The organism is Postechiella marina (genome assembly GCF_039538365.1).
In the GTDB taxonomy this organism is placed as follows: domain Bacteria; phylum Bacteroidota; class Bacteroidia; order Flavobacteriales; family Flavobacteriaceae; genus Postechiella; species Postechiella marina.
The window spans coordinates 212,734-237,365 of the sequence record NZ_BAABCA010000004.1; the positions used below are offsets into that span (position 1 = coordinate 212,734).

The window sequence follows — 24,632 nt, forward strand, 5'->3', positions numbered from 1 at the left end:
TGATTTTTGTTTTAGTTTATATTAATCGAAAAGCGCCTTAAACTTACCTTCTGTAATGTTTTTTGTAGATTTTGTTGTAGCATTATAACCTTCAAAAGAAAAAGTACCTTCTACCATTTCTCCATCGTCTAAAGTAATTTCTATGGTACCCGCTGTTAAAGTGCCTACAGCTGCAGTTGCTAAATTAGATGCCCAAGTTTCTAACGGATTAATTTGGAGATACTGCGCTAAATTACCGTTAGTTAAATTATCTCCTGTTTTGTATACGCCCACGCCTGCATAATTTTGTATGGCTAAACTAAAAGTATTTCCGTTATTGTCGCCACCTTGAACAGCTAAAATACCGTTTGCCAACTGTGCTCCAACTATAACAACAGGACTCTGTGCAGCCTCGAAGCCAGAGTTTTCAATTTTTGCTGTTAAATATTCTTCTCCAGAATTTTTGTTTGGTCCATCATCGCTTGAAGAACATGAATTAAAAGTTACTAGACACAATGTTGTTAGTAATAATGCAAATTGTTTTAATTTTCTCATCTTAAATTATTTTATGATTAATAGCATCACAAAATTGCATTTAAATGAGAATGAAATCAATACGACGAATGACGTATATTTTAATACGCAAGCTTGTATTATAAAAAAACTAAATAATGATTTGAAGTAATATAAGAGGTGATTTTACTAAAACGTTAAGTGTGCATGTTTAATTTGAAGTTGCGCTTTTTTATCTTCTAGTTTTTTAAGAAATTTTTGATGTGCTTCAGATTTTGAATTAAAAGGTTTATGTAAAAGTCCTTTTTGAATAGCATCAACTTCTTCCATTGTTTTTAAAGCATCCTGGGATACCCAAACACTTATAAAGCGCTCCCAGATATATTTTATGGCTGTTGCATTTGGATGAATCATGTCTTCATTATAAAAACGATAATCTCTAAGCTCGTCCATCATAATTTCATAAGACGGAAAATAAGAAGATGATTTATTGATGGTTTTAAATTCTTTATTTAACAGTTGATGAATGGCAGCTATTAAATGCGATTTACTTCTTGTATTTTCTATAAAACCATCTTTTATATGGCGCACTGGAGATACCGTAAATATTACTGAAGCATGAGGGTTTACAGTGCTAATTAAATTAACAATATTATGTAGCGATTGCGTTATAGTATCTACAGATAATAATTCTTTTTTAAAATGACTTTGAGTTATTTTATGGCAATTAGCTACCACATTTTTAGAGCTATTAAAACGATAAACCCATGCAGTACCAAAAGTAATAATAATATGTGATGCCTGCCTAATTTGAGTATTTGTTAAACTAATTTGCTTGTTTAAACCTGTTAGCAAACTAGACTTAGAGGCATTACTTAACTTGGAGTGTGCATCAAAACAATGCCATTGCTCGTTATTAAAAAAAACATCTTCGTCTAAATATAATTTACTATTTACCGCTCTAAATATTAAAGTCTCAATAGCTTTAGGGTGAAATAAAATACCAAATGGATTTTGAGTATTCTTAAACTTAAAATAATCTAATTTACCACCAATGTTTTCAGAAAAACAAGACCCCAACAAAAACACATTAGCACTATAATCTATTACAGGACCAGACGCTTTTTTTAATGGTATTTTGGTTTGAAGGTTCATTTTTAAATATAATTTTCGCAAAGACACACAGCACATTATGTTATAATATACTGCGTGTTATTGAATGTAATATCTACTCTAAAAAGCGCTTAGCCTGAGCTAAAGCCTCTTTAATACCCTCTGGGTTTTTACCTCCAGCAGTAGCAAAGAATGGTTGGCCACCGCCACCACCTTGAATGTATTTACCTAACTCTCTAACCACTTGACCAGCATTTAATCCTTTACTAGCCACTAATTCTTTAGAGATATAGCAAGACAATAGTGCTTTACCTTTTTGCTCTGTTGCAAATAATAAAAATAGATTATCAAATTGGCTACCAAGCTCGAAAGCTACATCTTTAATTCCGCCTGCATCTAAATCTAATTTCTTAGCTAAAAACTGAATACCATTAACATCTGTGAGCTCACTTTTAAGCTCGCCTTTTATATTTTTAGCCTTATCTTTTAATAAAGCTTCAATTTGTTTTTTAAGATTAGTGTTTTCGTCTTGCAAGTTTTGCAAAGCTTTAACAGGCTCTTTTGCATTATTAAGCAAATCTTTCATTTCGAAATAAGCTTTGTTATTTTCAGAATAAAAATCTTTTACAGCATCATTTGTAATAGCTTCTATACGACGAATACCAGCTGCAACTGCTCCTTCTGATACGATTTTAAAATGCCAAATATCTGCAGTATTATCTACATGCGTGCCACCACAAAGTTCTATAGACTGCCCAAAACGAATAGCACGAACGGTATCGCCATACTTTTCGCCAAACAAACTCATAGCGCCATCGGCAATAGCTTCTTCTTTGGGTACATTACGTTTTTCTATTAAAGGTAACTTCCCTTCTATTCTGTTATTTACAAACGTCTCTACATCTCGTAATTCGTCCAATGTCAATTTAGAAAAATGAGAAAAATCGAAACGTAAATATTTAGAATGTACCGAAGATCCTTTTTGCTCTACATGCTCGCCTAAAATTTCTCTTAGTGCTTGATGTAACAAGTGTGTTGCAGTATGGTTACACTCTGTTCTATGTCTTTGTTTAGCATCTACAACAGCTTTAAAACTCTCGTTAATATGCTTTGGTAAATTTTTAGTAAAGTGAATAATAACGTTGTTTTCTTTTTTGGTATCTAATATATAAACAACATCGCCATGTACATCTTCCAAATAGCCTTTATCGCCTACTTGCCCACCTCCTTCTGGATAAAAAGGTGTTAAATTAAACACCATTTGATACATTTCTCCATCTTTTTTAGAAACCACTTTTCTGTAACGAGTTAGTTTTACATTAGCTTCAAGCGTATCGTAACCAACAAATTCTTCATTGGCATCATCATTTAAAATAGTCCAATCGTCAGTCGACATTTCACTTGCAGCTCTAGAGCGTTTCTTTTGTTTCTCTAGCTCTTCTGTAAAGCCTTTTTCGTCTAACTTCAATCCTTTTTCAGAAAGAATTAATGCGGTTAAATCTATAGGAAACCCATAGGTATCATACAATTCGAAAGCTTTCGCCCCAGAAACAATATCGCCTTTTGTTTCTTCTACAATTCTATTTAACAATATTAAACCTTGATCTAAAGTTCTTAAAAAAGATTGCTCTTCTTCTTTAATAACATTTTCTACAAGCTGTTTTTGAGCTTTCATTTCTGGAAAGGCATCTCCCATTTTTTTGCTCAAAACATCTACCAACCTATAAATAAAAGGTTCTTTTTTATCTAAAAATGTAAATCCGTAACGTACAGCTCTACGCAAAATTCTTCTAATTACGTAACCTGCACCTGTATTACTAGGCAATTGCCCATCTGCTATAGAAAATGCAACAGCACGAACGTGGTCAGATATAACGCGAATAGCTATATCTGTTTTTTCGTCTTTACCGTAAACTTTACTTGTTATTGCTTCTATTTCGCGAATAATTGGTGTAAAGACATCGGTATCGTAATTAGATTGTACGCCTTGTAAAACCATACATAAACGCTCAAACCCCATTCCTGTATCTATGTGTTTATTAGGCAAGGTTTCTAAAGCACCGTTTGCTTTACGGTTGTATTGCATAAATACCAAATTCCAGATTTCTACAACCTGCGGATGGTCCATATTTACTAAATCTTTACCATTTACTTTAGCTTTCTCTTCGGCAGAACGAATATCTACATGTATTTCGCTACATGGTCCGCAAGGACCTTGCTCTCCCATTTCCCAGAAGTTATCCTTTTTATTGCCTTTTAAAATTCTATCTTCAGCTATAAATTCTTTCCAAATATCGTAAGCTTCGGTATCCATACCAATACCATCTTCTTGGCTACCTTCAAAAATAGTTACATAAAGAATATCTTTGTCTACACCATAAACATCCACTAAAAGCTCCCATGCCCAAGCAATCGCTTCTTTTTTAAAGTAATCGCCAAAACTCCAATTTCCTAACATTTCAAATAATGTATGGTGGTAAGTATCGTAACCCACTTCTTCTAAGTCGTTATGCTTACCAGAAACACGTAAACACTTTTGAGAATCTGTTATACGCTTGTTTTTAGGATCTGCATTACCCAAAAAATACTCTTTAAATGGCGCCATACCCGAGTTAACGAACATTAACGTTGGGTCATCTTTTAAAACCATTGGTGCAGATGGCACAATACTATGCTTTTTCTCTTCAAAAAAACTCAAAAACTTCGATCGGATATCTTGTGATTTCATGTACTTATTTTGTAAATCTTAATGCCTTAAAAATTATCTTTTAGTAGCAATTAACTTATATTTTATACTGCAAATTTATTTTAATTTTAGCAGTACATAAAGCTATGTATTCAATTATTATTACAAAACATACAATATTTTTTTTGTACGTTTGTTTTTATACTTACAATACACAATGCTACACTACTAAATTTAAGTTGCAAAAATAGTATATTTTAAGACATGAGTAAGGTTAAATATTATTACGATCCAGAATCGCTTTCTTACCGCAAAATAGAGCGTAAAAAAAGAACAACATTTACATATGCATTAATGTTTATTCTAGCATCTGGTTTATTTGGTTTTTTATTTGTTTTTATTGCTGGACATTACTTAGAATCGCCTAAGGAAAAGGCATTAAAAAGAGAACTACAAAATGTACAACTGCAATTTGAATTGCTAAATAAAAAAATGGATGAAGCTGAAGCTGTTTTAGAAAACGTTGCAGATAGAGATAATAATATTTATCGCGTATTTTTTGAAGCTAACCCTATACCAGACGAACAACGAAAAGCTGGATTTGGCGGTGTAAACAGATATAAAAGTTTAGAAGGTTTTGATAATTCTAAATTAATTATAGAAAGTAATAAGCGTATCGATATTTTACAAAAACAAATTGTTATACAATCTAAATCGCTTGATGAAATTGCTAATCTTGCTAAAGAAAAAGAAAAATTACTAGTAGCTATTCCCGCTATACAACCGGTTAGCAACGAAGATTTAACAAGAATGGCTTCGGGTTACGGTATGAGATCGGATCCGTTTACAAAAGCTAGAAAAATGCATTGGGGCATGGATTTTACAGCTCCCAGAGGCACACCTGTTTATGCAACTGGCGATGGTGTTGTAAAGCGTGCAGACTCTGGCTCTAGTGGTTATGGCAGACACATACGTATAGACCATGGTTTTGGTTATACTAGTTTATATGCGCATTTATATAAATATAACGTTAGAAAAAACCAGAAGGTAAAAAGAGGCGATTTAATTGGCTTTGTAGGCAGTACAGGACGATCTGAGGCACCACACTTACACTACGAAATTTTTAAAGACGGTACGAGAATTAACCCTATTAACTTTTATTATGGCAGTTTAACCGCCGAAGAATTTAATAAACTCTTAGAGCGCGCATCTTTAGAAAACCAATCTCTCGATTAAACATGTATATAGACTTACCCGAAAAAAGATATTATGCCATTGGCGAAGTAGCCAAAGCCTTTGGAGTTAACACTTCTTTAATTCGCTTTTGGGAAAAAGAATTTACTGTACTTAAACCCAAAAAAAACGCCAAAGGAAACAGGAAATTTACACCAGAAGACATTAAAAATTTAAAACTTATATTTCATCTTGTAAAAGAACGTGGTTTTACTTTAGAAGGAGCAAAGACGCATTTAAAAGAAGAAAAAAAAGACACACTCAGTAATTTTCAAATTATTAGTAAATTAGAAGACATTAAAAACCAACTATCTAAAATTAAAGACCAGTTATAACCTTTTAACTAAAAAAAGCTTTAAAACATGTAACTTTTAAGGCCTTTACGAGTCTAAACTAATAATAACCAAAACCACACAAAATATTAAATTATGAAAAAATGGATTGTACCAATTGTTATAGTAGCTTTATTAGCAATATTTGGAGTTAATGGATATAACTCTACAATTGGCTTAGAAGAAAATGTTGAAGAATCTTGGGCTAAGGTAGAAAGTGCTTACCAACGAAGAGCAGATTTAATACCAAACTTAGTAGCCACAGTAAAAGGTTATGCTGCGCACGAAAAAGAAACTTTAGAAGGTGTAATTAGAGCTCGATCTGAGGCTACAAAAACCACGATAAATGCTGGCGATTTAACTCCAGAAAAAATGGCGCAATTTCAGCAAGCACAACAAGGTTTAAGCGGTGCATTATCTAAATTATTATTAACCGTAGAGCGTTATCCAGATTTAAAAGCAAATCAAAACTTTTTAGAGCTTCAATCTCAATTAGAAGGTACAGAAAACAGAATTAACGTAGCTAGAGATCGTTTTAACGGTACTGTAAAACCATATAATAATCATATTAGAACATTTCCAAACAACTTATTTGCTGGTATGTTTGGTTTTGAGAAAAAGGCTTACTTCGAATCTGAAACAGGAAGCGAAAAAGCGCCTAAAATAGAATTTTAATGTCTAACATAGAAGCTTTCCTTAAAGCAAGCGAAGAACAAGAAATTGTTGAAGCTATAAGACTTGCAGAGTTAAATACATCTGGAGAGATACGTGTCCATATAGAAAAAACTTCTAAAAACGATGCTAATATGCGCGCTTTAGAAGTTTTTCACACTTTAAAAATGGACAACACCAAACTGCAAAATGCTGTATTAATTTATGTGGCTATAGATGATAAAACGTTTGTTATTTATGGCGATAAAGGCATTAACAATGTTGTTGCTCATGATTTTTGGGAAAGCACAAAAAATGTTATTCAAAAGCATTTTAAATCTGGTAATTTTAAACAAGGACTTGTAGATGGCATTATAAAATCTGGAGAACAACTAAAACATTTTTTTCCATATACAGATGATGACGAAAACGAACTTACTAACGAAATTTCTAAAGGCTAGTTACACAAGTATGCAATTTTCAATCTTCAGTATACCTCAAAAAACAAAATCTAGACTACTATCTTTTATGCTTACTTTGCTATTTGTAAGCCTATCTTTTGCGCAATTTGATATACCAGAAATACCTAAATTACAAACAAGTGTTTACGATTATACAGGCTCTGTTTTATCTAGTCAGGAAAAAAAATATTTAGAACAAAAACTTGTAAAATATTCCGACACAACATCTACCCAAATAGTACTTGCCATAATAAACTCTACCAATGGCGAAAACATAAATTACTTGGGTGCCGAGTGGATAAAAAAATGGGGAATTGGACAAGCTAAAATAGACAATGGCATACTTATTATTTTAGCTAAAAACGATAAAAAGATAGCAATAAATACAGGCTATGGCGTAGAGCACCTTTTAACCGATGCCATGTCTAAACGTATTATAGAACGCGATATTATTCCTTACTTTAAACAAGGTAATTTTTACGGTGGACTAAATAATGGTACCGATGCTATTTTTGATGTTTTAAAAGGAGAATACCAAGGTAGTAGACCTAATAACAATGGATTTCCTATTGAAGCTGCCTTTTTTCTTATTTTTATATTTATTGTTATTCTTATATCCATTTCTAAAAATAAGCGTGGTGGTGGCAGAAATGGCGGAGGCCATCGATCAACTTCTATGGACATTTTAGAAGCCATTATATTAAGTAACTCTGGCCGAGGAAGCTACAGAAGAAATTCTGGTGGTTTTGGTGGCGGGTGGTCATCTGGAGGCGGTAGCTTTGGTGGTGGCGGTTTTGGAGGAGGCTTTGGTGGTGGTTCTGGCGGTGGCGGTGGTGCTTCTGGTGGTTGGTAACCCGTTAAAACCTATTAAACTTTGTAACCCTAACTACAATAAATTCATTTTTTTATTTTAACACCACTAAAAATACTATCTAATCTAAAACCTTAATTGGCAACTAAAGTTTTGCCTATAATAAAATACAGTAATAAACATATATGGGGTTGCCAGTTAATATTTAAAACACAACCAAAACATATTTGTATAATTTCTCTCTAATAAACTTAAAAACAAAATCGTTTTTTATTAAAATAGTTTTACAAAACTAAAATTCTACCCATTAAAGCTAAAACACCTCTATTTTGAAACATAGAATACGTAATAGTCGAGTTCCAAAACCATGTGATTTTTTTTCAGAAAATATGAAGCCACATTAGTGGTTTAAAGATAAGTCTTGAGGTGCTCACTTTACATTTATTATTATTTATCCTCTAGAATATTTACCCTTATTAATAATACCTGCCTTACCTAGGCTATTAAACTTCCAACTAAAACTTAGCATAAAATACTGCTGTAATACGGTACTTTGCGAGTCTTGTATGTAGTTTTGAGTTGCTATTCTGCGCGCATTTGTATTCTGATTAAGCAAGTCGTAGACTTTTAACGTCATGGTACCTTGATCTTTTAACACAGAATAAGCCAAAGTAGAGTTCCAGAACCAAGCACTTTTTTGAAATCCTGCTGCTATATTTGGGTTGTAACTAAAAGACACATTATTACGCCACTCAAAATCTTTTGGCAAAAAGGTTGCAGACCTTAAATTTAAAGAATGATACAAAAACTCTTGATCGTTAAAACTATCTATATCGTAAGAGTTTTTAGTGAAAGACAATCTATATCTTGGACTAAACTCTAACACATCTCTCCATCTTAACCTTAAACCCAAACTTGGCCCTACAGATTTTACGGTACTAGCATATTGCACGCCATTATTAAAGTTTATAGATTTCCTAACACTTGGGCGTACACCAACATAAAACTTAACTGTTTTTACACTGTCTATTTTTACTTGTTTACTAAACGAAATTCGTCCATTAACATTATAACCACCATTAACGTTAGTATATGTTGTTTCTCTTGCCAAATTATCATCTATAATTGTTTTAGAAATAGGACTATCTCTGTCTATACTCGCATTAAAATAGGTATAGAAATCTGTATCTTTCTGAAAGTTAAACACTTTATAGTGCAAATTAATTTTATGACTGTTTGATGCCTTTAAATCTGGATTACCTGTATAGACATGTAATGGATTGGTTTCGTCTCTAAAATTTTGTAATCTACCAATTTGAGGAGCTTCGTTATCCAAAGTATAATTAAACCCAACTGACGATTTAGAACTAAACCTATAATTAAATCTATAACGCACCTCTAAAGCCTCTAGTTTGCGTTTTAGGTTAGTAACAGGCCTTAATGCATCTTTGTTTTCCAAATTTCTAGAAAGATATGTAGACTGTATACTTGTAGACCAATTTTTCTTTCTATATTCTAACCTAAGTGATGGTGAGCTTGTTGCTGTTATATGCTCATAATTTTTACTTAAATCGGCGTTAAAACTTGTATAACCTCCCGTTACGTCATCAAAATCGAAAGTACTTTTTGTATTTTCTCTTTTAATGCGCCTATAACTATATCTAAAATCTAAAAATAATTCGTTAGCTAAAATTGGTAACCTATAAGATGAAAATATAAATGTATTTCCTGTTTTATCGTCTGAGTCAATAGTTTGGTCTCTAAGAATATCTTCAGAAGTGCTATTTTCCTCAAAGAAATTAGTTTCAGAATTTAATAAATTATCTGTTTTAGAATTATTCATATCCGACGTCATATATAACTTTACAAAGGCTCCTTTATTACCAATGCGTTTTGTTGCGTATAATTTATTTCGCAATCTCTGAGTAGTATTATCTATAATTGACTCTGATTGAGACTGATTAGTTAATTCGTTATCTGCATTTCTTGCATCACTAGAGCTTCTAGAAATCTGCTCGTTTTTTGCATATTTAAACGAAGGCGATATATTTATTAAAAACGTAGAATCTATCTCTATATCAAAATCTAGATTAGAGCTATGGTTAGTACTATTATTAAAAGATGTCGATTTTGAGTTTGTGTAGTAACGTGTACCGTCTGCTAAAATATTTTCTCTTTGGGTTTCAGACTTATCATCAGATTCACTTCCAGAATAAAAATAATTTGCAGTCATATCTACCAAACTACCTAATTCGTCTGCATAATTTGCTCCTATATTTTCTGACTCTACTAAACCTTTTCCTGCTCCATAACCTTGGCTACCTCCTAACGATCCGTTTTTTATAGAAATGCCATTACCGCCTCCAAACATTTTTCTAATTTCGCCAAAACTAAACCCAGGCGAATTAATATCGTTTCCTCCAGATAACACGCTTAAACGTTGATCGTTATCAAAATAATTAAACATACCTGCATATTCGTAATGCTTGTCTGTACCTAAACCAGCAGAAAGTCTTCCAAAAACACCTCTATTCTTCTTTTCGTCTATTACTAAATTTAAAGTTTTATGTGTTTTATCGCCTTGCTCGCCTGCAAAAGCCTCTGCTTTAGTTCTTGTATCCATGATTTGAATTTTCTTTATCAAATCTTTAGTTAAGTTTCTTGTGGTTATAGTAGGATCTCCTGCAAAAAAAGGTTTACCGTTTACAAGAATTTTATCAACCTCCTTACCGTTTATTATAAGCTTTCCATCCTCGTCAACCTCTACACCTGGTAATTCTTTTAGTAAATCTTCTACATTAGCATCTCGCTTTGTTTTAAAAGATCTTACGTTAAACTCTAGAGTATCTTTTTTTATCATTACTGGCGCAGAAGACTTAACTACTACCGCATCTAAAACATTATTATCTGGCTCTAAAATTATAGCATGTAAATCTATTTTCTCTGTGTCTATCTTTATTATTTGTGCATGCTTCTTAAAACCCACATAAGAAATAAAAAGGTTTAATTGCTTTTGATTTGTTTTACCTTCTAAATAAAACTCTCCATGATCATCAGATATATCGTAAGTTACCAGCGTACTATCTGCTATTTGTTGTAAATATACTGTTGCAGATTCTAACGGATTATTATCATCTTGAGCAATAATAGTTCCTGATATTTGAAAAGATTTAGATTGAGAAAAGGCTTTTGAAAAAGTTATTGTAATACAAAATACCGCGAGGTAAAAACAAAATTTATTCATTTTAATGGTTTAGTTAGAAAGGTTTCTAAGGCACAAATATTATACCATTCCATTAAAAAATTATACTCAGGAGTACTATAAACCACGCTATATGATCATAATCTTTACTTTTTAGTTTATACAAATACTATACAGCATTATTTATAATAAATAAAATAATGCTTTAAAATGTAAAAGTAAACTACAACTTTATTTTATCAAGTATTAGTGCAAAGCCTTATTAACAGTATCTAGACCTACGTTTAATAAGCTTTTAGAAATAGCATTTAAGTCTTGCTTAGACCCTTCGAAATGGTATGTTTCGTGAGTATGATATATACTTTCTCCTACTTTAAGCGCTTTTGCAGCAGAAGAGGTTTCTAATTCGTAAAACGGACCAAATGGACCTATATCTCCAAGTTTTCCGTCGTTAAAAACATTAATAACATCGCCTCTGTACTGCTCGCTAACATGTTCTGGATGCGCATTTACATAATCTAAGCCGCCTTGAAAACTAAATTTTATAATAGTTAATAAATTAAATTCTGGCGAATAGCTACCAAAATAAGGTATTGTATGCTCTGGCAAAGTGCCTATTTTATTTAAATAATTGGCATCGGCTTTATAAAAAAGAATATTCTCTTTTATTTTTAAACGTGTACTATCTATAGGTGTAAAATACACTGTTGCTTTTTCTTTATTACCTTTTAGCGGAATTACTACCGTAGTTTTTGGAGTAGGATAAAAACACCCTAAATCCCATAAGGATAATAAACCTGTATTTTTTGACCAATTCGTTTCTCCAATATTCTTCATTGAAGTTATCGATTTAAACCCAACAAAACCAATAGTTTTATCTATGTTTAAATTTAAACTACGCTCTATATGTTCTTTTGATAAAATCTCAATACTTCTTTTAACATTGATATAAAAATGAAATCCTTTTAAATTTTCAAGGTGTAACGTATTTCCTAAAATAACCGAAGATTTTGTTTGCTCGTACACTTTAAATGGCAAAGTATCTAGGTCTTTAGGTGTAGCATGCTCGACCTTGTTAGTTACTTTATTTCTTTTAAAGAAAACAGTATTAGGTCCTTGATCTGGACCAAACCAAATACGACCAGCACTACCTACCTTGCTTCTGTTTTTAAAAACGGTATCGCTCGCAATAATTCCCTTATTAAACCAACCGTAACTAGCACCATCTAATCCGTTAGATGTGCTAGTCATAATTTTTCCTTGAAACTCGGCAGATACAATTATTTGCCTAGCATCAGAATCTTTTAAAATAATAGGTTGTATTGTTTTACTTAAAAACTCTAAATCTTTTGCAAAAGTTGGTCGCTCTATACTTTTATTGCATCCAAGTAATAAGGCTATACAACCAAACAAACCTATTAATTTGTTAGCACTTTGCTTTATTACTGGAATAAATTTCATTTTTTATTTTTTACGCATATAAACACTAATAGGGACACCATTAAAACCAAAACGTTGTCTTAATTTATTTTCTAGAAAACGCTTATAAGGTTCTTTTACATACTGTGGCAAATTACAAAAAAATGCAAACTGTGGTTGCGGTGTTGGCAACTGCATAATGTATTTTATTTTTACAAATTTGGCTTTGTATGCTGGCGGAGGATAGTTTTCTATTATTGGTAATAAAACCTCGTTTAGTTCGCTTGTTTTAATTTTTTTAGATCGGTTTTTATAAACCTCTACAGCTGTTTCTATGGCTTTAAAAATACGTTGTTTTGTTAAAACAGAAATAAAAACTACTGGCACATCTGTAAAAGGTTCCATTTGTAATTTTATAGCTTTTTCAAACTCTTTAACAGACTTATGGTCTTTCTCTACCAAATCCCACTTGTTTACTAAAACAACTATACCTTTTCGGTTACGCTCTGCTAACCAAAATATATTTTGAACTTGCCCATCAAAACCACGTGTAGCATCTAAAACAAGTAAACATACATCGCAATGCTCTATGGCACGTACACTTCGCATTACAGAATAGAATTCTAAATCTTCTTTTACTTTAGATTTTCTTCTAATTCCCGCTGTATCAACTAAATTAAATTCGAAACCAAAGCGGTTATACTTTGTATCGATAGAGTCTCTAGTAGTTCCTGCAATATCTGTTACAATATACCTATCTTCTCCTATTAATGCATTTATAAAAGATGATTTACCTGCATTAGGTCTTCCAACAACAGCAAAACGCGGTAAGGCTTCTACCTCTTTCTCGACTTCTTCTATTTCTGGTAATTTATCTACTAAAGCATCAAGCAACTCTCCTGTACCACTACCGTTAATACTAGCAATGGTATAATATTCGCCTAAACCTAAAGAATAAAACTCTACAGCATCTTCGGCACGTTTACCATTATCTACTTTATTAACAACTAAAAAAACAGGTTTGTTTACTTTTCGTAAAAGCTTTGCAACATCTTCGTCCATGCCTGTTACTCCAGTTTCTACATCTACCATAAAAATAATAGCATCTGCTTCATCAATAGCTAACTCAACTTGTTTATCTATTTCTGCTTCAAAAATATCGTCACTTCCTAATACGTAACCTCCTGTATCTATTAAAGAAAACTCTTTACCATTCCAATCACTTTTACCATAATGGCGGTCTCTTGTTACGCCACTAACAGCATCAACAATAGCTTCTCTACGTTGAATTAAGCGATTAAAAAACGTTGATTTTCCAACATTTGGTCTTCCTACAATGGCTACTATATTACTCATAATCTTTATTTTATATGTTACACCTTATCTGATGCCTTTTATTTCTATCCGAAATATTTTGCAAAAATAGGAAATATACTCAACGCGCAATCTTTTTTTGTCAAAGATTGATAAAGTTTAAAAATCGGATAAAAAATAGTATTTTACTAAGCCTAATATATTTACTAATACATATGAGTAATGATATTGTTTTAAGACCGCGATTTAAAGTAAAACTGAACAAGAATAAGCTAGATCTTTTATTAGCTTTTGATGAAACAAAAAAAACTCAAACTAAATTTATAGTAAATAGACTAGACGACCATGTGTTTATTAAACTACCCAAAAAAGATCAACATTTTTGGTCACCACAACTGCATTTAGAAATTAACGAGATAACTAAAAATTCGTGTTTACTTCACGGGCTTTATGGCCCCAACCCTACAGTTTGGACCATGTTTATGTTTTTTCACTTTATAGTAGCTAGTTTATTTATTGCCTTTTCTATTTGGGCGTATACAAATTGGGCTTTAAAAGTTAGCTATGCTTTACAAGTAAGTTTAATACTCTTTATGATAATAGTTTGGATATGTCTTTACTTTGCAGCACGTCTTGGCAAAGCGTCAAGTAAAACTGAGATGATAAAACTAAAGGAGTTTATAGATGCTGTTTTAAAAAAGAAAAAGCTTTAATTGCAGAAGACCAATCAAAGCTTTTTTTAAAACTAACTAACTCAAACTTAACCAAACTAACTACTTGATTGAATTCTGAGACAAATATTATATTTATACTTTATTTAAATGTTACCTAAACAAGAAGTTAGCATTAGTATTTATTTTTATTTTGAATAAATATTTAGATTAGCATCCTCTGGAAACTCATTAGATACCACTAATAATGTTTTCCCATTTGGGCTTTCGTTTGCATTAATTACTAATAAGCCTTCTGGCGATGTATTTCTTAGTCTTTGAACAAAGATAGGATTGTAAATATCTGTAATATTATAAACTAAAACGTCTCCGCTTCTCTCTAATCCAATTATTGCATAGGTATTCATTCCATCTGTATAAGTTGTTACAGCTTCAGGCTCTACACCTTTATCATCAGATCTGCTTTCTGGGTAAGATCCAAAATCGTAAAGTGATTTCAAGCTTAACTCGTTACCAGAATCATACATTAACACTCCAGATGTATTCCAAATAGAAAAAGAACGCGCTCCATAACCGTAAATTTGATCGATATCTCCATCGCCATCTGTATCTCCATTTGCAGTTGTTATTTTTAACCTTCCTAAGTTTTCTTTTTCTTGCAGCTCATCTGCATCTGGATAAGCAGTAGCATCTAATACTAAATCCCCTACTCTATCTTCTTCAGAATATCCATCGTAATCTCTAGCGTCTCCTTCGTTAGCTGTAATAATATAGCCTGCACCACCTATTTCAAAATAATCTATGGCATCTGGCTGATAAAAACTTTTTACAGGCCATGTCATTAAGTTACCTGCCCAATCATCTTTATCGCTTAAATCGAAAGACACCTGAGAATAATCCTTAGTTCCTAAAGGATAAATATCTGTTATAGTTTTGGTCTCTATATCTAATTTTGCTATACCGTTATTTTCTTGTAATGCAATAAATGCTGTTTTAGAATCTGAAGAAACCGTGATATATTCTGGCTCTACATCTTTACTTAAATCTGCTCCTGGACCAAATACTCTAAATCCTTTTTCTTCTAATTCTGCTTCTTTAGAATTAAAGCTATCAAAATAAATTTGGGTAGCAACTTTAGTTTCTACATTAATTACAGTAATAGAGCCTTTAGGGTCTACGTCGTAATCATCATTAGGTTCGCCTTCGTTAGCACATAAAATATACTTACCATCTGGAGTAAAAGTTACCATATCTGGCAAAGCACCAGCAGTAATATTAGCATAAGGCGTTGTTAAATTATCTGTTTTAAAAACGACAACTTTACCATTATCTTGTTTTACATCTGCTTCAATAGCTATAGCTAAAAAACCATTTTTAGAAGCTACACTATTTACGTTTCCTCCATAAGCGGTAACATCTATAGCTGCTTTAATTTCTGGAGTACTTACGGTAGAAATGTCTATAACCTCTACTTCTTTAGCTTCGGCATTGGTAGAAAAAACTGTTTTAGTAACAGCATCGTAAGCAGAAATCTCTGCTACACCATCGCCTAGAGCAACCATGGCTATTGTAGAGAAATAAGTAACATCTTTTCCGTTTTCGCCATTGGCACCATCTGCTCCGTCTGCACCATCTTGTCCGTTAGTACCATCAAGACCGTCGGTTCCATTTATACCATCATCGGCACAAGAAGTTAATACTGTAAAAGCGCCTATAAGTACAAGGCAAAATACTTTAAATAATTGTTTAAGTTTCATATTGTTAATTGCTAAATTAATTAGCAAAAATGAAACCCAAACTTTACTTTAATGTTATGGAAATAAAAAGATACCGTTAGTTATTACTTCTGATTGTAACCAAAACGTTTCAGCATATTTTGATTACTTCTCCAATTTTTATTCACTTTAACATACAGCTCTAAGTGAATTTGTTTGCCAAAAAATGCCTCTAAATCTTTTCTAGCTTCTACACCTACACGTTTTAAAGCACTACCCTTGTGCCCAATTATAATACCTTTTTGGGTTTCGCGCTCTACCATAATAACAGAACGGATTCTTATAATTTTTTCTTCTTCAAAAAACTCTTCGGTATCGACCTCTACTGCGTAAGGAATTTCTTTTTTATAATGTATCAAGATTTTTTCTCGAATGTTTTCGTTTATAAAAAAGCGCTCTGGCTTATCTGTTAATTGGTCTTTAGGATAAAATGCAGGAGATTCTGGTAGTAATTCTATAATGCGGTCTAAAACTTCTTTTACTTGAAAGCCTTCTAGAGCAGATATAGGTATAATTTCGGCATTTGGTACTTTGCTAGCCCAAAGTTGTACTTGTGTTTCTAACTGCCCTTGGTCTGATTTATCAATTTTATTTAAAAGCAACAAAACCGGTATTTTAGAACTTGTTATTTTTTTAAAAAAAGCTTCATCTTTTAATTCTTGCTCTCCTATTTCTACCATATAAACTAATATATCGGCATCTTCGAAGGCAGATTTTACAAAACTCATCATAGATTCTTGCAACTCGTATGCTGGTTTTATTATTCCTGGAGTGTCACTTAACACGATTTGAAAATCGTCTCCGTTTACAATACCCAAAATTCTATGTCGTGTTGTTTGTGCTTTAGATGTAATTATAGATAATTTTTCACCTATAAAAGCATTCATTAATGTAGACTTACCCACATTTGGGTTACCAATAATATTAACAAATCCTGCTTTATGCTTCATTTTCTCTTTTTTTATTGTTGCAAAGTTACAACCTTTATTAATAGATCGTTCAACAAAATTTTAAACAAAAAAACAGGAAGCATAACTTCCTGTTTTTAAATGTCTGCAAAAGCAGAGTTATATTTTAAAAGCGACTATTTTACCTCCAATAATTCTACCTCGAATACTAAAGCATCAAAAGGCTTAATAGCACCTCCTCTTGGTGTTGCTCCGTATCCTAATTCTTGAGGAATAAAGAATTTGTATTTAGAACCTACACTCATTAATTGTAATCCTTCTGTCCATCCTTTTATAACTTGACCAACGCCAAATTCTGCAGGTGTACCTCTATCTACAGAGCTATCAAAAACTGTTCCGTCAATCAAAGTTCCGTGGTAGTGTACTTTTACCGTAGAAGCTGCTGTTGGTTTTTCGCCAGTACCTTCTTTAAGTACAATATATTGTAAACCGCTATCTGTAACTTGTACGCCTTCTTTAGTTTTGTTTTCTTCTAAAAACTTTTCGCTAGCTGCTTTACCTTCTGCATACTGTGCCTCAGCTGCTTTTGCTGCTGCTGCTTGTTGCTTAGCTTGTATTTTTGCTTGATTTTTTTGAAAATATCCTTGCACTACTTTTTGAGCTGTAGCTCTATCTAATTTTACATTAGAAGAATCAAGAGTATTCATATAACCTTGAATAAATAACTCATTGTCAATATCATCAAAATTAGTACCAACGCTATTTGCTACATCTACACCTATTGCATAACTAACAGAATCTATTTCTGTAGTTAATGGCTTATTTGAAACGCCTTGCTTTCCACAAGAAAATACTACTGAAGACAATACAACTGCTCCTAAAACTTTTACTATTTTCATTTTAAATTTTTATTTGTTTGACGCCAAAAATAGGAAAATAAAACTGAGAAAGCAAAGTGTTAATTACTACTATGCATAATACCATTTTTTTTGACTAAAAACGCAGAACACACCACCAACATCCAACTTTAATTAATTGTAAACAAAAGGCTTACAAAATATAAGGCAACACATATAGTAACATTGATTTAACTCAAGTTTAAAGCAAAAACTACAATTCACTTTATTAAATGCAATAATTTCGCGATATAATTAAGCTATATGCTACTAATAACTACTCTTCTTTTAATATTGATAGTTTATATTTTTACTTCGCTTCTAGTAGCATTGCGTTTTAATCTAAAATTAAATTTAAAATATTATGGCTAAACGAGATGTCGATATTGTTGTAATATCCGATGTTCATTTAGGAACATACGGATGTAGATCTAAAGAGTTGCTTAAATACATGAAATCTATAAATCCTAAAAAGGTTATTTTAAATGGCGACATTATAGATATTTGGCAGTTTAGCAAACGGTATTGGCCAAAATCGCACATGAAGGTTATTAAACACATAATGAAATGGATTTCTAACGGTATAGAAGTACATTATATTACAGGAAACCATGACGAAATGCTAAGAAAATTTGTTGGTTTCGAATTAGGTTCTTTTAGTATTATTAATAAATTACTTTTAGATTTAGACGATAAAAAAGCTTGGTTTTTTCATGGTGATGTTTTCGATGTAACCATGCAACACTCTAAATGGATTGCCAAATTAGGTGCAGTTGGTTACGACTCGCTTATTCTACTTAATAGTGCTATTAATTTTTTTACGGTAAAATTTGGAGGCTCACCCATCTCTATGTCTAAAAAAATAAAAAATAGTGTAAAATCTGCTGTTAAATTTATTAATAATTTCGAAAAAATTGCTGCCGATATTGCCATAGAAAACCAATACGACTATGTAGTTTGCGGGCATATACACCAACCAGAAATGAGAGAAATAAAAAACAATGATAGCTCTGTAATGTACTTAAATTCTGGAGATTGGATTGAAAATCTAACAAGTTTAGAGTACAATAACAAACAATGGCGTATTTACTCGTACGAAGAAGACTCGGCTTTAAATAAAAAATTAGATAAAAACATTGAAGACGATTTTGAAGAGGAAGAATTACTAGAAAACAAAGCTATTTTTCTAAACCTAATGAAAGAGTTTCAGTTTGAAAATGCTATAAAGAAAAAGTAAAACGACGACACAAAATTATTACATGAAAGTACTTTATGCTATTCAAGGCACTGGCAACGGTCATTTAAGTAGGGCTCGCGATATTATACCTTTACTAAATAAACAGAACATAGAATTAGATATTCTAGTTAGTGGCACACAAGCAGATATCGATATTCCGCATCCTATAAAATATCAATTAAAAGGACTCAGTTTTATCTTCGGAAAAAAAGGAGGTGTAAACATGTGGAAAACATATATTAGAGCTAATACAAGACGCTTACAAAAAGAAATAAACAGCTTACCCATTGAAAAATACGATATTATAATTAACGATTTCGAACCCGTATCTGCATGGGCGTGTAAGTTGAAAAATAAAGCTTGTATTAGTTTAAGTCATCAAGCAGCTGTTATGGTACCTAATGCCCCTAAACCAAAGAAAAAAGACCCCTTAGGAAAACTAATTCTAAAAAAATACGCACCTACAACTAAGCAATATGGGTTTCATTTTAAAAGCTATCAAGACAATATTTTTACACCAGTAATAAGACAAGATATAAGAAATATAACTTGTACAACCGGAGATTATTATACGGTATACCTGCCTTCTTATGGCGATGATAAAATATTAAAAACACTATCTAAAATAAAAAACACAAAATGGCAAGTGTTTTCTAAGCATAACAAAACAGCTATAAAAGAAAAAAATATTATAATAAACCCTATATCCAACGAAGCCTTTGTTACTAGCATGGCAAATAGCAAAGGGATTTTATGTGGTGCTGGATTCGAAACTCCTGCCGAAGCTTTGTTTATGAAGAAAAAACTAATGGTTATACCAATGAAAGGTCAATACGAACAACAATGTAATGCAGCAGCTTTAAAAGACATGGGTGTTCCGGTTATAAAATCTTTAAAAAAGAAGCATTTAAACAAGCTTAAAAACTGGGTTGAATCTGATAAAATTATAAACGTTGATTACCCAGACCTAACCGAAAAAATTGTTAATCAATTACTTAAAGAGTCTATTGCTTAATAAAATATTATGCCTACAAATTTTAAATTAAAACCTCAAGATTTTGGAGAAAACTTTGTTTGGGGTGTATCTAATGCTGCATACCAAACCGAAGGTGCTTATAACGTAAACGGAAAAGGCCTCTCTATTTGGGACGATTTTACATCTCAAAAAGGAAAAATTCATAATAACGAACATGCAAATGTTGCTGTAGATTTTTTTAATAAGTATAAAGAAGACATTTTACTTATGAAATCTATGAATATTCCAAATTTTAGATTTTCATTATCATGGTCTAGAATCATACCAGACGGTAATGGCGAAGTTAACCAACAAGGCATCGATTTTTATAATCGTGTTATTAACTTTTGCTTAGAATGCAATATTACTCCATGGGTAACTTTATACCATTGGGATTTACCCTTAGCACTAGAAAAACAAGGTGGTTGGACAAATAGAGCGATTTTAGGTTGGTTTGAAAAATATACAACACTTTGCGCTAACACTTTTGGAGATCGCGTAAAACATTGGATGGTTTTAAACGAACCCATGGTTTTTACTGGCGCTGGGTATTTTCTAGGTGTACACGCACCAGGAAAAAAGGGTTTAAAAAACTTCTTACCTGCAATACACCACGCCACACTGTGCCAAGCTTTAGGAGGTAGAATATTAAAAAAGACAGTAAAAAATGGTATTATTGGTACCACATTTTCTTGCTCTCAAATAACACCTTATAAAAATACTCGAAAACACAACTTAGCTGCTAAAAAAGCTGATACTTTATTAAACAGGCTTTTTATAGAACCGCTTTTAGGCATGGACTATCCTACAGAGTCGCTACCCGTTTTAAAACGACTAAAAGCATATATAAAACCGGGAGACGACAAATTATCTGAGTTTGAGTTTGATTTTATCGGAATTCAAAATTACACACGAGAAGTTGTAAAACACAGTTATTTTGTACCCTATATTCAAGCTAAAATAATAAAAGCCTCAAAACGACAAGTAGAAACCACCTTGATGGATTGGGAAGTTTACCCTCCAAGTATTTATAACATGATTAAACAGTTTAATCAATATAAAAACATAAAAAAACTTATTATAACAGAAAATGGAGCAGCTTTTACCGATGTTGTGAAAAACGAAAACATAGAGGATACTAAAAGGTTAAACTACTTTAAATCGCACCTAGAACAAGTACATAAAGCACAACAAGATGGTTTAAATATAGATGGTTATTTTGCTTGGACTTTTACAGATAATTTTGAATGGGCAGAAGGCTACAAAGCTCGTTTTGGCCTAGTTCATGTCAATTTTTCTAACCAAAAAAGAACAATAAAATCTTCTGGTAAATGGTTTAAATCTTTTCTAGAAAACTTATAATTATAGTTAATCTAAAGCTTTATTAATTGAAGACTCTCTAATATTTAATTCACCGTTCATAACAACAGTTTCAATAGGTTCATTAGCATTTTCGATACGCTTTAAAAGCAATTCTGCTGCTGCTTTAGCCATTTTAAACGTGGGTTGTTTTACACTACTTAACTGTGGCGTAACTAATTCTGCCATGCGGGTTTCGGTAAAACCTATAAAAGCAATATCGTCGGGCACACTATAACCGTTATCTCGTAATTTTTTCATGGCGCCCATAGCAACCATGTCGTTTACACAAAAAAAAGCATCTGGCAAATCATGATTATAAATTAAATCTTCAATAATCTCCATGCCCTCTTCGGCCAATAAACCTGCTTCTATTATTTTATAATTTTCTTTAACCACATTGTGCTTAAACATAGCTTTTTTAAACCCTTCTATACGCTCTTTAGAAACAGATAAATTTTTATATCCTGATAAATGATAAATCTTTTTATACCCCTGCCTTATAAGATGCTCTGTAGCAAAAAAACTCCATTTTACATTATTAAAAATAACTTTTGAAGCAGCTACAGAATCGTCAATTCTATTTAAAAAGACTATAGGGTAACCAGCATTATGCTGCTCTAAATAATACGACATATTATTGTTACCAACAGTTGGAGCTATAATTAATCCGTCGGTCATACTATGAATCAATGTTTCGACATTTTTTAATTCAAGTTCTGGTTTTTCATCAGACTGCATAACTAAAACCTGATACCCTTTAGATATTAAAACATCTTGTAAGGCAATAACAATTTCAGAGTAATATTCGTTAATAAACTCAGGAACCACAACACCTATATTTAATGATTTATTCTGACTTAACTTTTTAGCAATAGGGTTAGGATAATATCCCATTTCCTTTGCTGTACTTAGTATTAATTCTTTAGTTTCTTTTTTAATATCGTACTTATTATTAAATGCCCTAGATACAGAAGACACCGAAACATTTAATCGCTTTGCTACATCCTTAATAGTTACATGTTTCATAATTGGTGATATTTGTATTTCCGAAAACTTTAATAAATATATTCAAAATTTTAAACAAAAAGATAGGTTACATGTTTTTTAAGCAAATAACACTTTATAAAAAACCATCTATTAAAAACAAAAAAATTATAGCAAACAAAACCTTAACCCACAAACCCTAAGTTGTTTAAAAATAAGACATAACAAGCTTTCTTAAATTATACACTTACAACAATAATGCATTTATTTAATGTAGACATCACTAGATTTTTAATTTTTCGGAAACGTTTTCGGTAAAAATATCGGTTTTCGGAAACGGTTTCGCTCACAAAATCAACCTCTAGAGCTTTTGGTAATAATTCTAAGCTTATCTTTAAGTAATAATTTAATTTATTTTAAAATGAGTAACATAGATATTGCTGTTATTTTAATTTTCACCGCACTCGTTTTTGTATGCGGAATGAGTTTTTCTAAGGCAGGAAAAAACATGAAATCGTATTTTGCTGCTGGAGGCGCTTTACCATGGTGGATGAGTGGCTTGTCTTTATTTATGAGTTTTTTCTCTGCTGGAACCTTTGTTGTTTGGGGCTCTGTAGCCTATAGCAGCGGTTGGGTTGCAGTTACTATACAATGGACTATGTGTATTGCTGGCTTAATAATTGGTTTTATTATCGCTCCAAAATGGCAAAAAACTAAAGCCATAACAGCTGCAGAATTTATAAATGACCGCCTAGGAAAGTCTACCCAAAAAACATACACCTATTTATTTTTATTCATTTCTATATTTACAACAGGAGCCTTTTTATATCCTGTAGCAAAAATTGTTGAAGTATCTACAGGTTTTCCTATTACCACAAGTATTATTATTTTAGGTATTTTAATACTTGTATATACCGCTGTAGGTGGTTTATGGGCTGTTATTGTAACCGATGTACTTCAATTTATTGTGCTTACAGCTGCAGTGTTAATAGTGGTTCCGCTTTCTTTTGATAAAATTGGAGGTATTAATGAATTTGTTGCAAAAGCTCCCGAACGTTTTTTCGAATTTACGAATTCTGAATATTCTTGGGGGTTCATGATTGCCTTTGGATTATATAATTTATTTTTTATTGCTGGTAATTGGGCATATGTACAACGCTACACAAGTGTTGCTACACCTAAAGATGCTAAAAAAGTAGGCTGGTTATTTGGGGGCTTATACGCTATTAGTCCGCTTATTTGGATGATTCCTCCCATGATATACAAAGTATTAAATCCAGATTTGGGAGAGTTAGCAGACGAAGGTGCTTACCTTTTAATGTGTAAAGAAGTCTTACCAATAGGTATGCTTGGGCTTATGCTTGGAGGTATGATTTTTGCCACATCTAGTTCTGTAAATACCACTTTAAATATTTCTGCAGGTGTATTAGCAAACGATATTTATAAAAATTTAAGACCAGATTCTAGCGATAAAGAATTAGTTAGAGTAGGAAAAGGAGCTACAATAGCACTTGGTGTTTTAACTATAATTATAGCATTATTAGTACCTCTTTTTGGTGGTATAGTAGAAGTTGTTATGAGTTTAGCTGCTTTAACAGGTGGCGCTATGTTTTTACCACCACTTTGGGCATTGTTCTCTAAAAACCAAACCGGAAAAAGTGTATTATCGGTTACTTTTATATCCTTAGCTATTAATGCATTTTTTAAATTTCTTTCTCCAGATTTAATCGGTATCAAATTAGACAGAGCCACAGAAATGGGAGTTGGCATGGGTATTCCAATTGTACTTCTTGTGCTCTCAGAAATATATTTTAACTCTAAAAAACAAGAAAACAAACAATATCTAGATTACTTAAAAGTATTAGAAAAGAAACAACAAGAACCAGAAGAAGAGTCGTCTGCGAGTAATAAAAAAGGTACTAAAGTTATAGGTATTGGGGTAGCTTCAACAGGCTTACTTATTCTATTATTATCAATAATAGCAGAAACTGGCGCACTATTGGTTGGCGGTATGGGCATTGCTGTATTGATTTTAGGCCTTTTTGTTATAAAAAAATCTCTAGATTAAAC

Annotated in this window: 20 protein-coding genes; 10 read left to right on the plus strand and 10 right to left on the minus strand. The window is 32.1% G+C overall.

Translation table 11 applies throughout. The annotated features are described in order from the left end of the window. Positions 1-21: 21 nt before the first annotated feature. From ABD715_RS10285 to alaS, 3 genes are all read right to left on the minus strand, one after another. Complete coding sequence (locus tag ABD715_RS10285) at positions 22-534, minus strand: DUF6252 domain-containing protein (protein WP_344788121.1); 513 nt, start codon at positions 532-534, stop codon at positions 22-24. A gap of 147 nt (positions 535-681) precedes the next feature. Next, a complete protein-coding gene (locus tag ABD715_RS10290; protein WP_344788122.1) occupies positions 682-1,647 on the minus strand; it encodes a GSCFA domain-containing protein in 966 nt (321 codons plus the stop codon). Positions 1,648-1,720: 73 nt separating this feature from the next. Beyond that, positions 1,721-4,333: an alanine--tRNA ligase gene (gene alaS, locus ABD715_RS10295; protein ID WP_344788123.1), complete on the minus strand. Its 2,613-nt coding sequence runs from the start codon at positions 4,331-4,333 to the stop codon at positions 1,721-1,723. 222 nt (positions 4,334-4,555) lie between these two features. Between alaS and ABD715_RS10300 the strand changes: the two genes are divergently transcribed. The 5 genes from ABD715_RS10300 to ABD715_RS10320 all read left to right on the plus strand — a co-directional run bounded on the left by ABD715_RS10300 (position 4,556) and on the right by ABD715_RS10320 (position 7,821). Further along, positions 4,556-5,527 (plus strand): M23 family metallopeptidase, encoded by a 972-nt coding sequence (locus ABD715_RS10300; protein WP_344788125.1) that lies wholly within the window; start codon positions 4,556-4,558, stop codon positions 5,525-5,527. 2 nt (positions 5,528-5,529) lie between these two features. Then, on the plus strand, positions 5,530-5,859 hold the full coding sequence (locus ABD715_RS10305) for a MerR family transcriptional regulator (RefSeq protein WP_344788126.1): 330 nt from the start codon (positions 5,530-5,532) through the stop codon (positions 5,857-5,859). Positions 5,860-5,952: 93 nt separating this feature from the next. Then, the gene (locus ABD715_RS10310) at positions 5,953-6,531 is read left to right on the plus strand and encodes a LemA family protein (protein ID WP_344788127.1); all 579 of its coding nucleotides are present in this window, start codon (positions 5,953-5,955) and stop codon (positions 6,529-6,531) included. Beyond that, a complete protein-coding gene (locus ABD715_RS10315) occupies positions 6,531-6,968 on the plus strand; it encodes a TPM domain-containing protein (protein ID WP_344788128.1) in 438 nt (145 codons plus the stop codon). Before ABD715_RS10310 ends, ABD715_RS10315 begins: the two co-directional genes overlap by 1 nt. Before the next feature lie 10 nt (positions 6,969-6,978). After that, a complete protein-coding gene (locus tag ABD715_RS10320) occupies positions 6,979-7,821 on the plus strand; it encodes a TPM domain-containing protein (protein WP_344788130.1) in 843 nt (280 codons plus the stop codon). A 409-nt stretch (positions 7,822-8,230) separates the two neighbouring features. Here the strand turns inward: ABD715_RS10320 and ABD715_RS10325 are convergent, their stop codons facing one another. The 3 genes from ABD715_RS10325 to der form a co-directional block, all read right to left on the minus strand. After that, the gene (locus ABD715_RS10325) at positions 8,231-11,023 is read right to left on the minus strand and encodes an outer membrane beta-barrel protein (RefSeq protein WP_344788131.1); all 2,793 of its coding nucleotides are present in this window, start codon (positions 11,021-11,023) and stop codon (positions 8,231-8,233) included. Positions 11,024-11,227: 204 nt separating this feature from the next. Continuing rightward, positions 11,228-12,442 (minus strand): DUF6786 family protein, encoded by a 1,215-nt coding sequence (locus ABD715_RS10330; protein WP_344788132.1) that lies wholly within the window; start codon positions 12,440-12,442, stop codon positions 11,228-11,230. Positions 12,443-12,445: 3 nt separating this feature from the next. After that, complete coding sequence (der, locus tag ABD715_RS10335; protein ID WP_344788133.1) at positions 12,446-13,756, minus strand: ribosome biogenesis GTPase Der; 1,311 nt, start codon at positions 13,754-13,756, stop codon at positions 12,446-12,448. Positions 13,757-13,929: 173 nt separating this feature from the next. Here der and ABD715_RS10340 point away from each other — a divergent pair, with 173 nt between their 5' ends. After that, positions 13,930-14,427, plus strand: coding sequence for a GTP-binding protein (locus tag ABD715_RS10340; protein WP_344788134.1), 498 nt, complete (start codon positions 13,930-13,932; stop codon positions 14,425-14,427). A gap of 146 nt (positions 14,428-14,573) precedes the next feature. Here ABD715_RS10340 and ABD715_RS10345 read toward each other — a convergent pair whose 3' ends face one another. The 3 genes from ABD715_RS10345 to bamJ form a co-directional block, all read right to left on the minus strand. After that, positions 14,574-16,142: a choice-of-anchor I family protein gene (locus ABD715_RS10345; RefSeq protein ID WP_344788136.1), complete on the minus strand. Its 1,569-nt coding sequence runs from the start codon at positions 16,140-16,142 to the stop codon at positions 14,574-14,576. An 83-nt stretch (positions 16,143-16,225) separates the two neighbouring features. Beyond that, on the minus strand, positions 16,226-17,110 hold the full coding sequence (era, locus tag ABD715_RS10350) for a GTPase Era (protein WP_344788137.1): 885 nt from the start codon (positions 17,108-17,110) through the stop codon (positions 16,226-16,228). Between the two features lie 134 nt (positions 17,111-17,244). Continuing rightward, complete coding sequence (gene bamJ / locus ABD715_RS10355; protein WP_344788138.1) at positions 17,245-17,967, minus strand: BamJ family beta-barrel-assembly machinery protein; 723 nt, start codon at positions 17,965-17,967, stop codon at positions 17,245-17,247. Between the two features lie 361 nt (positions 17,968-18,328). On the opposite strand from bamJ, the gene ABD715_RS10360 reads away from it, so the two are divergent. The 3 genes from ABD715_RS10360 to ABD715_RS10370 are packed head-to-tail and all read left to right on the plus strand — an operon-like array spanning position 18,329 to position 21,578. Continuing rightward, positions 18,329-19,201 (plus strand): UDP-2,3-diacylglucosamine diphosphatase, encoded by an 873-nt coding sequence (locus ABD715_RS10360; protein ID WP_344788139.1) that lies wholly within the window; start codon positions 18,329-18,331, stop codon positions 19,199-19,201. A 22-nt stretch (positions 19,202-19,223) separates the two neighbouring features. Beyond that, complete coding sequence (locus ABD715_RS10365; RefSeq protein WP_344788140.1) at positions 19,224-20,216, plus strand: glycosyltransferase family protein; 993 nt, start codon at positions 19,224-19,226, stop codon at positions 20,214-20,216. Positions 20,217-20,225: 9 nt separating this feature from the next. Next, positions 20,226-21,578, plus strand: a complete 1,353-nt coding sequence (locus ABD715_RS10370; protein ID WP_344788141.1) for a GH1 family beta-glucosidase — start codon at positions 20,226-20,228, stop codon at positions 21,576-21,578. 6 nt (positions 21,579-21,584) lie between these two features. On the opposite strand, the gene ABD715_RS10375 is transcribed toward ABD715_RS10370, so the two are convergent. Beyond that, on the minus strand, positions 21,585-22,604 hold the full coding sequence (locus ABD715_RS10375; RefSeq protein WP_344788142.1) for a LacI family DNA-binding transcriptional regulator: 1,020 nt from the start codon (positions 22,602-22,604) through the stop codon (positions 21,585-21,587). Between the two features lie 379 nt (positions 22,605-22,983). Here ABD715_RS10375 and ABD715_RS10380 point away from each other — a divergent pair, with 379 nt between their 5' ends. Beyond that, positions 22,984-24,630 (plus strand): sodium:solute symporter family protein, encoded by a 1,647-nt coding sequence (locus ABD715_RS10380; protein ID WP_344788143.1) that lies wholly within the window; start codon positions 22,984-22,986, stop codon positions 24,628-24,630. Positions 24,631-24,632: the final 2 nt, after the last annotated feature.